Annotated in this window: 6 protein-coding genes and 2 pseudogenes; 5 read left to right on the top strand and 3 right to left on the bottom strand. The window is 71.3% G+C overall.

The window, feature by feature from the left end; genetic code table 11:
- Together ABNT58_RS18290 and ABNT58_RS18285 are read right to left on the bottom strand one after the other, a co-directional pair.
- A pseudogene (locus ABNT58_RS18290) lies at window positions 1-239 on the bottom strand (alpha/beta hydrolase); the annotation flags it as partial.
- Window positions 236-1,210, bottom strand: coding sequence for a tripartite tricarboxylate transporter substrate binding protein (locus ABNT58_RS18285; protein WP_348754872.1), 975 nt, complete (start codon window positions 1,208-1,210; stop codon window positions 236-238). The gene ABNT58_RS18285 and the pseudogene ABNT58_RS18290, both read right to left, overlap by 4 nt.
- A gap of 128 nt (window positions 1,211-1,338) precedes the next feature.
- On the opposite strand from ABNT58_RS18285, the gene ABNT58_RS18280 reads away from it, so the two are divergent.
- A complete protein-coding gene (locus tag ABNT58_RS18280) occupies window positions 1,339-2,190 on the top strand; it encodes a PPK2 family polyphosphate kinase (protein ID WP_348754871.1) in 852 nt (283 codons plus the stop codon).
- 8 nt (window positions 2,191-2,198) lie between these two features.
- A complete protein-coding gene (locus ABNT58_RS18275; RefSeq protein WP_348754870.1) occupies window positions 2,199-2,552 on the top strand; it encodes a DUF2845 domain-containing protein in 354 nt (117 codons plus the stop codon).
- 3 nt (window positions 2,553-2,555) lie between these two features.
- Here ABNT58_RS18275 and ABNT58_RS18270 read toward each other — a convergent pair whose 3' ends face one another.
- Window positions 2,556-3,344 (bottom strand): transglutaminase family protein, encoded by a 789-nt coding sequence (locus ABNT58_RS18270; protein ID WP_348754869.1) that lies wholly within the window; start codon window positions 3,342-3,344, stop codon window positions 2,556-2,558.
- A gap of 240 nt (window positions 3,345-3,584) precedes the next feature.
- On the opposite strand from ABNT58_RS18270, the gene ABNT58_RS18265 reads away from it, so the two are divergent.
- The 3 genes and pseudogenes from ABNT58_RS18265 to ABNT58_RS18255 form a co-directional block, all read left to right on the top strand.
- On the top strand, window positions 3,585-4,226 hold the full coding sequence (locus ABNT58_RS18265) for a PEP-CTERM sorting domain-containing protein (RefSeq protein WP_348754868.1): 642 nt from the start codon (window positions 3,585-3,587) through the stop codon (window positions 4,224-4,226).
- A gap of 187 nt (window positions 4,227-4,413) precedes the next feature.
- A pseudogene (locus ABNT58_RS18260) lies at window positions 4,414-4,719 on the top strand (nucleotide pyrophosphohydrolase); the annotation flags it as partial.
- On the top strand, window positions 4,696-6,632 hold a 1,937-nt coding region (locus ABNT58_RS18255; RefSeq protein ID WP_348754873.1), incomplete at its 3' end, for a PIN domain-containing protein. The pseudogene ABNT58_RS18260 and the gene ABNT58_RS18255, both read left to right, overlap by 24 nt.

Raw genomic sequence — 6,632 nt, 5'->3', positions numbered from 1 at the left:
TGCAGGCTCAAGCCCTCCATCGGCCCGCGGCTGCCGGCCATGCCACGGGGTTGCGGCCGCAGCACCTGCCAGCCGGCGGCGGCCAGCCGCTGCGCCATGTCGTCGCAGTCCAGCGAATCGCGCAGCGAAGAAGGCAGCAGCACCAGGGCGGGCTGGCGCGCCGCGCCGTCCACGCACACGTCCAGCATGGCGCCGTCGGGGGTGGGCAGCAGCAGGCGTCGTGATGCTGCGTCGCTCATTCGTTGGTGGCGCCCGAGCGCTTGACGATCTCGGCCCATTTCGGCAGTTCGGCCTGCATCAGCGCCTTGAATTCGGCGGGTGTGCCGAAGGTGGGCTGGATGCCCAGCTTGACCAGCTGCTGCCGCAGCGGCGGGTGGGCCATGGCCTTGCCCAGCGCACGGTGCAGCGTGGACAGCACCTCGGGCGGTGTGCCGGCCGGCGCCAAGACGCCCAGCCAGTTGGACACGTCGTAGCCCTTCAGGCCCGCTTCGGCCAGCGTGGGCACCTGGGGCAGCGCCTCCATGCGCTTGAGCGAGGTGACACCCAGCGCCTTGACCTTGCCGCTGCGCAAGTGCTCTTCGTACACGGTGTAGGAGTCGAAGGTCATGTCCACCCGGCCGGCCAGCACGTCGGTGAGCAGCGGCGCGCTGCCCTTGTAGGGCACGTGCAGCAGGTCCACCCCGGCCAGCGATTCGAACAGCGCGCCCGACAGGTGGCTGGAGCTGCCATTGCCGGCCGAGCCGTAGCTCAGCGCCCCGGGCCTGGCCTTGGCCAGCGCGATCAGCTCGGCCACGTTGCGCGCCGGCACCGAAGGGCCCACCACCAGCACCCGCGGCGTGATGTGGGTCAGGCTGATCGGCGCGAAGTCTTTGATCGGGTCGTAGCGCAGCCTGGGGTACAGCGCCGGGTTGATGGCCTGCGTGCCCATGGTCGCGAAAAACAGGGTGTAGCCGTCGGCGGGCGCCTTGGCTGCGGCTTCGGCCGCGGGGGCGCCACCGGCACCGCCGCGGTTGTCGACGATCACCTGCTGGCCCAGCACCTCGCCCAGTTGTTGGGCCATGCCGCGGGCCATCAGGTCGGCGGCGCCGCCGGCCGGAAACGGCACGATCAGCCGCAGCGCCTTGTCGGGAAAGCCGGCGGCCTGCGCCACCAGGGGGCTCATCAGGGTGGCCAGCAGCAGGCCGCTGGCGCTTCGGCGCAGGGGGTTCATCGTCATCGTCTCCGTGGTTTTTGCAGGCGATTCTGCGAGCGCGTCACCCGCCTGCCCAGCCGCTGCGGCGCATAGCTGGTATGACCCCGGCGTCGCAGGCGGCGGTGGTCGTCGGCATACTCGGCCGCATGGCCAAGCAATCGAACGAGCAATCCAGCGGCATACCTTCGGTGTTTGCCGACCTCACGCATGCCGATGCCGACAAGCCCTTCGACCTGTCGGCGGTGGATGCGGCCGACAAGCGCCTGGGCAGTGGCGACAAGGCCCAGGACAAGCTGCAGGTGGAAGCGCTGGCGGTGCAGCTGGACGAGCTGCAGAACCTGTTCTACGCCGACAAGCGCTTTGCGATGCTGGTGGTGCTGCAAGGCACCGACACCAGCGGCAAGGACGGCACGCTGCGCGGCGTGTTCGGCCGCATGAGCCCGCTGGGCGTGCGCACCGTGGCCTGGAAGGCGCCAAGTGCCGAAGAGCGTGCGCACGACCCGCTGTGGCGCATCCACAAGGCCTTGCCGGCCAAGGGCGAGATCGTGGTGTTCAACCGCAGCCACTATGAAGACGTGCTGGTGCCGGTGGTCAACGGCAGCATCTCCGACGAAGAGACGCAGCAGCGCTACGCTCGCATCAACGACTTCGAGCGCGCGCTGGTGGAAACCGGCACCGTGATCTGCAAGTTCATGCTGCACATCAGCAAGGACGAACAGCGCGAGCGGCTGCAGGCCCGGCTGGACGACCCGACCAAGCGCTGGAAGTTCGACCCCGCCGACCTGGAGGCGCGCAAGCAGTGGGCGGCCTACCAGAAGGCCTATGCCGCGGCGATCAGCGCCACCGGCACGCCGTGGGCGCCGTGGCTGGTGGTGCCGTCCGATTCCAAGACCCAGCGCAACCTGGTCATCGCCACGGTGCTGCAGGCCCGGCTGCAATCGATGGGGCTGCGCTTTCCGCCGGCCCCGCCCGAGCTGCAGGGCTTGAAGGTTGAGTGATGCGGGGCATGCGTCGCGCCTTTGCCTTGCTGGCTGGCCTGCTGGCGGCTGCCGTGCACGCGCCGGCCGCAGCGCAATCGCTGCGCTGCAACGGCCAGCTGGTGAACATCGGCGACAGCAAGCTGTCGGTGGTGCGCAAGTGCGGCGAGCCGGCCTGGCGAGAGGCCGTGTGCGTCAGCCGCGAGCTGTTTCTGTGGGCGCAGCCGGTGGTGCCCGGCCAGGTGCTGCAGCCGCTGATCACGCCGCAGTGCGTGCCGATGGAAGAGTGGACCTACGACCGCGGCGAAGGCCAGTTCCTGGGCATCGTGCGCTTTCGCAACGCGTCGGTCGAGTCGATGCGCGACGGCGAGCGCCAGCGCTGAGCCTCAAGGCTCCGGCAGCTCTTCCACCCACACCTGCATCTCCACCGTTTCCAGCGCGCCGTAGTTGGAGATGAAGGCCACGTCGGCCGCGTCGCGCCCATAGGCCAGCACGATGCGGCCGCCGCGCGGTCCGGCCTGCGTGGCGTCGAAGGTGTACCAGCGGCCGCCCACGAAGGCCTCGAACCAGGCATGCAGGTCCATCGGGTCGAGCTGGTGCAGGTAGCCCACCACCATGCGCGCCGGGATCTGCAGCGCCCGGCACAGGCTGATGCCGATGTGCGCGAAGTCGCGGCACACGCCCGCGCCATCGGCCAGCGTGCCTTGGGCATCGGTGCTGGCATCGCTGACGCCATAGCGGTATTCGATGTGCTCGCGGATCCACTGCGTGATGGCGGCCACCTGCGGGTAGCCGGGCAGCGCCCCGGCCACCACCTGCCGGGCCTGGTCCTCCATCTTGTCGGCCGGGCAGTAGCGGCTGGGCAGCAGGAACTGCAGCGCGTCGTGCGGCAGCTCGGCCACCGGGGTGGGGCCGGCGGCTTCGTCCACCGCGATCTCGGCCTGGGTGTGCACCACCGATTCCACGCGGATGCGCAGCCGGCCCGCCGGCACCACGAAGCGCTGGCACAGGTTGCCGAAGCCGTCGGCGTATTCCACCGAGGCGAGGTGCGGCTCGAACAGGTAGCTCTCCTGCGCCAGCCACTGCGCTTCGCCGCTGCGCGGGCGCAGCATGCCGATGCTGGGGCAGGGCGCAGGCGCCTCCACGGTGATGTCGCAACCGGCACGCAGTTTCATCGCAGCACTCCTGTCAACACCTCGGAAGGGCCAGTATCGCCTGGGTGGCCCGGTGAGGTGGCGTGGCGGCACGGCCACTTGTCTAGCCAAGTCATCCGGTGATAGTTCACACGCCTTTTGGCAGGGGCTGCGCACTAGTTGGCAGCGGGTGCGGTGCAGGGCCGGCGGCCATTGGTTCAGGGGGAACCCTTGAGGGGGATACGTTTTGATACTGGCGTCCTTCGCTGTTCGGAGTAACTCATGTTCAAAGCCGTCGCCCTTGCTGCCACCCTTGCCCTGACTGCCGCCACCGGCGCGCAGGCCGCCACCAACCTGGTGAACAACGGCAGCTTCGAGTCCACGCTGCAACCCAGTGGCAGCTGGAACATCTACCGCCACATCGATGGCTGGACCACCGGCCCTCGCGGCGTGGAAGTGCGTGACAACGTGGCCGGCAGCGCCTTCGACGGCAACAACTTCATCGAGCTGGACACCACCGGCAACAGCTTCATCGCCCAGACCATTGCCACCACCCAGGGCGAGCACTACACCCTGAGCTTTGCCTACTCTGCCCGCCCCGACACTGCCGGTATGCGCAGCAATACCAACGACATCCTGGTGATGTGGGGCCTGAAGCCGGTGATGCTGCTGAGCGCCACCAACAACACCCACGACAACCAGTGGACCACCTACAGCTTCGACGTCGTCGGCAGCAAGGGCTCCTCCACCACGCTGTCGTTCTGGGCGGCGGGCAAGAGCGACCGCTACGGCGGCTCGCTTGACAAGGTTTCGCTGATCAGCAACGTCACCGCGCCGGTGCCGGAACCCGAGACCTATGCGCTGATGCTGGCCGGCCTGGCCGCGGTGTTCACCATCGCCCGCCGCCGCCGTCCCCAGGACTGATCGGCGCGTTTCTCTCAGCATGTTCGGCCCGCCAAGTGCGGGCCATTTTTTTTCATGGCGCCCCCAAGCTCGCTGCGCTCGCTACCCCCCGCGGGGGCCGTTCAGTCCCTTGGGGCGGCCCGGCGGGACTGAAGCACCCCATGAGCGTCGATACTTCGCCCCGGAGACACCTACCGAGGAGCCCTGATTGGACCTGTCCGCGCTGCAACAAACCCTGCGCGAGTTCGCTGCCGAGCGTGACTGGCAGCCCTTTCACACGCCCAAGAACCTGGCGATGGCGCTGATGATCGAGGCCGCCGAGCTGGCCGAGATCTTCCAGTGGATGACGCCCGAGCAGTCGCAGGCGGCGCATCACGACCATGTGACGCAGGAGCGCATCTCCGACGAAGTGGCCGACGTGCTGCTGTACCTGCTGCAGGTGGCCGACCACACCGCGGTGGACTTGAAGCGCGCGGTGGGCCGCAAGCTGGTGAAAAACGCGCGCAAGCACCCGCCCGTCAAGCCCGGCGTGCCGGTGGGCCCGAAAGACACCGCGCTGCCGCAGACCCACGTGCTGGTGGACTGGGAGAACGTGCAGCCCAAGGACGCCGAGATCCGCGCCCTGGTGTCCGACGTGACGGACGTGTGGCTGTTCCACGGCCCCAGCCAGCGCAACGTGGACAAGGACCAGACCGCCTTCGGCGACCGCGTGACCTGCGTGCCCATCTCGCGCGCGGGCAAGAACGCGCTGGACTTCCACCTGTCCTTCTACATGGGCTACATCGCCTCGCGCAATCCGGCGGCTCGCTTCGTGGTGCTGTCCAACGACCAGGGCTACGGCCCGATGCTGGAGCATGCGGTCGACCTGGGCTTTTCGGCCACGCTGGTGGGTTTCAGCCGCGGTGCCAACGGCCGCGTGAGTGCGCGCGGTGGTGCCCGGGGTGGCGCGGGCCGCGCAGCCGGCGGCCGCCAGGCGCCTGCGCGCGGTGGCGCCGGTCGGTCGGGCCAGGCGCGGATCGCCAGCGCCCGCCAGGCGCTGGAAGCATCCACTGCCGGCCGCCCGGGCCAGCGCGGCCCGGGGCCGCGAACGCCGGCGCCTGCTGCCGCCGTGCCGGCAGGTGGTGCACGCGGCGCCCAGGCGGAACTGGCGCCCGCCAGCGGCCCGTCCCGCGACGACGCTGCGCGCTCGTCGACCAGCAGCAGGCGCCGGCGTGGCCGCGGTGACGCCGCCCGGCCGCTGGCGGCCGAGGCGGCCACCCGCACCCAGACGATGGCCTTGGAGGCGCCCGCCATAGAGGCGCCGGTAGCCGCCCCGCCGGCGGACGGCAACGCGCCTTCGCGCAAAAGCCGGCGCGGCCGTGGCGCCGGGCGCGGGGCGGTCGAGCAGGGCGCTGTGGCCGCGGCGGCCGAGACCTCGGCGCCACTGGCCGCTGCGGCCGTGGAAGCCGAGCCCGCACCGCCAGCGCCGGCGCTGGCCGAACAGCCGACGAACGAGCCCGCCGCCGCCCCGGCCAAGCGCCCGGCGCGCAAGCGGGCCAGCCGCGCGGCTGCCGTGCCGGCCATGGGCGCTGACGAGGCCAGCTTGCCGGCGGACGCTGCGGCACAGCCGCTCAGCACTGATGCCCCGCCTGCCGACGAAGCCACCGCCCCGGCCGTGCCCGCCAAGCGCAGCCGCCGCCGCTCCCCGGCGGCCGAGCCGGCGACGGCCCAGGCCGAAGCCCCGCGTGCCGAAGACGCGGCGCCTTCCGCGGCCAGCCCGGCCGCGGCCCCCGCCGACGCCGACGAAGCAGCCAAGCCCGCGCCAGCCGCCAAGCGCACCCGACGCACGGCTGCCAAAAAGGCCACCGCTGCACCGGCCAGCGAGGCGGCCGAAGCGACCCCTGCAGAGCCGGTGGAGGCCGAAGCGGCGACCGCGGTGCCGGCCAAGAAAGCCCGCGCCGCCAAGAAGGCCCCTGCGCGCACCGCGGCCAAGAAAGCGACCCGGGCTGCGAACGCACCCGCCGCACAAGCCGCCGAGCCCCCAAGCACCGCCCCGCAGCCGGCCGAACTCCTCACACCGGATGCACCGCGGTCACGCGCGGCAGCCCCAGCAACGCCGCAGCCGGCCGCATCGCCAGCGCCTACAGCAAAGCCGGCGCCCCGAGCTCCGTCGGCAGCGCCCCTGCCGCCCGCGAAGTCCGCCAGCCCGGCGCTGCCACCGCGCCAGCCCGCCCCCGCAAAGTCCGCCCCTGCGGCCAAGCGCGGCGCGCAGGCCCAACCGGCCAACCCACGCCCGGCGGCGCCCCCACCGGCCGGCGGCAACCGCCAGCCCCAACCGCAACGCGCCGCCCAGCCGCCTGCGCGGCCCGGCTTCGACCTCGACAAGGCCTTGCGCCACGTCGAGTCCAGCCTGCGCAAGACGGCCAACAAGCCGGCGCGGCGGGCGCG

Source organism: uncultured Aquincola sp. (genome assembly GCF_964001545.1).
In the GTDB taxonomy this organism is placed as follows: domain Bacteria; phylum Pseudomonadota; class Gammaproteobacteria; order Burkholderiales; family Burkholderiaceae_C; genus Aquincola.
The sequence above is the reverse complement of the archived record's forward strand: the minus strand, read 5'-3'. Positions and strand labels throughout refer to the sequence as shown.

What these genes read in the sequence shown, in the direction of transcription:
- ABNT58_RS18285 (WP_348754872.1), bottom strand. Translation starts at nt 1,210, where the DNA reads ATGAACCCCCTGCGCCGAAGCGCCAGCGGCCTGCTGCTGGCCACCCTG.
- ABNT58_RS18280 (WP_348754871.1), top strand. Translation starts at nt 1,339, where the DNA reads ATGGCCAAGCAATCGAACGAGCAATCCAGCGGCATACCTTCGGTGTTT.
- ABNT58_RS18275 (WP_348754870.1), top strand. Translation starts at nt 2,199, where the DNA reads ATGCGTCGCGCCTTTGCCTTGCTGGCTGGCCTGCTGGCGGCTGCCGTG.
- ABNT58_RS18270 (WP_348754869.1), bottom strand. Translation starts at nt 3,344, where the DNA reads ATGAAACTGCGTGCCGGTTGCGACATCACCGTGGAGGCGCCTGCGCCC.
- ABNT58_RS18265 (WP_348754868.1), top strand. Translation starts at nt 3,585, where the DNA reads ATGTTCAAAGCCGTCGCCCTTGCTGCCACCCTTGCCCTGACTGCCGCC.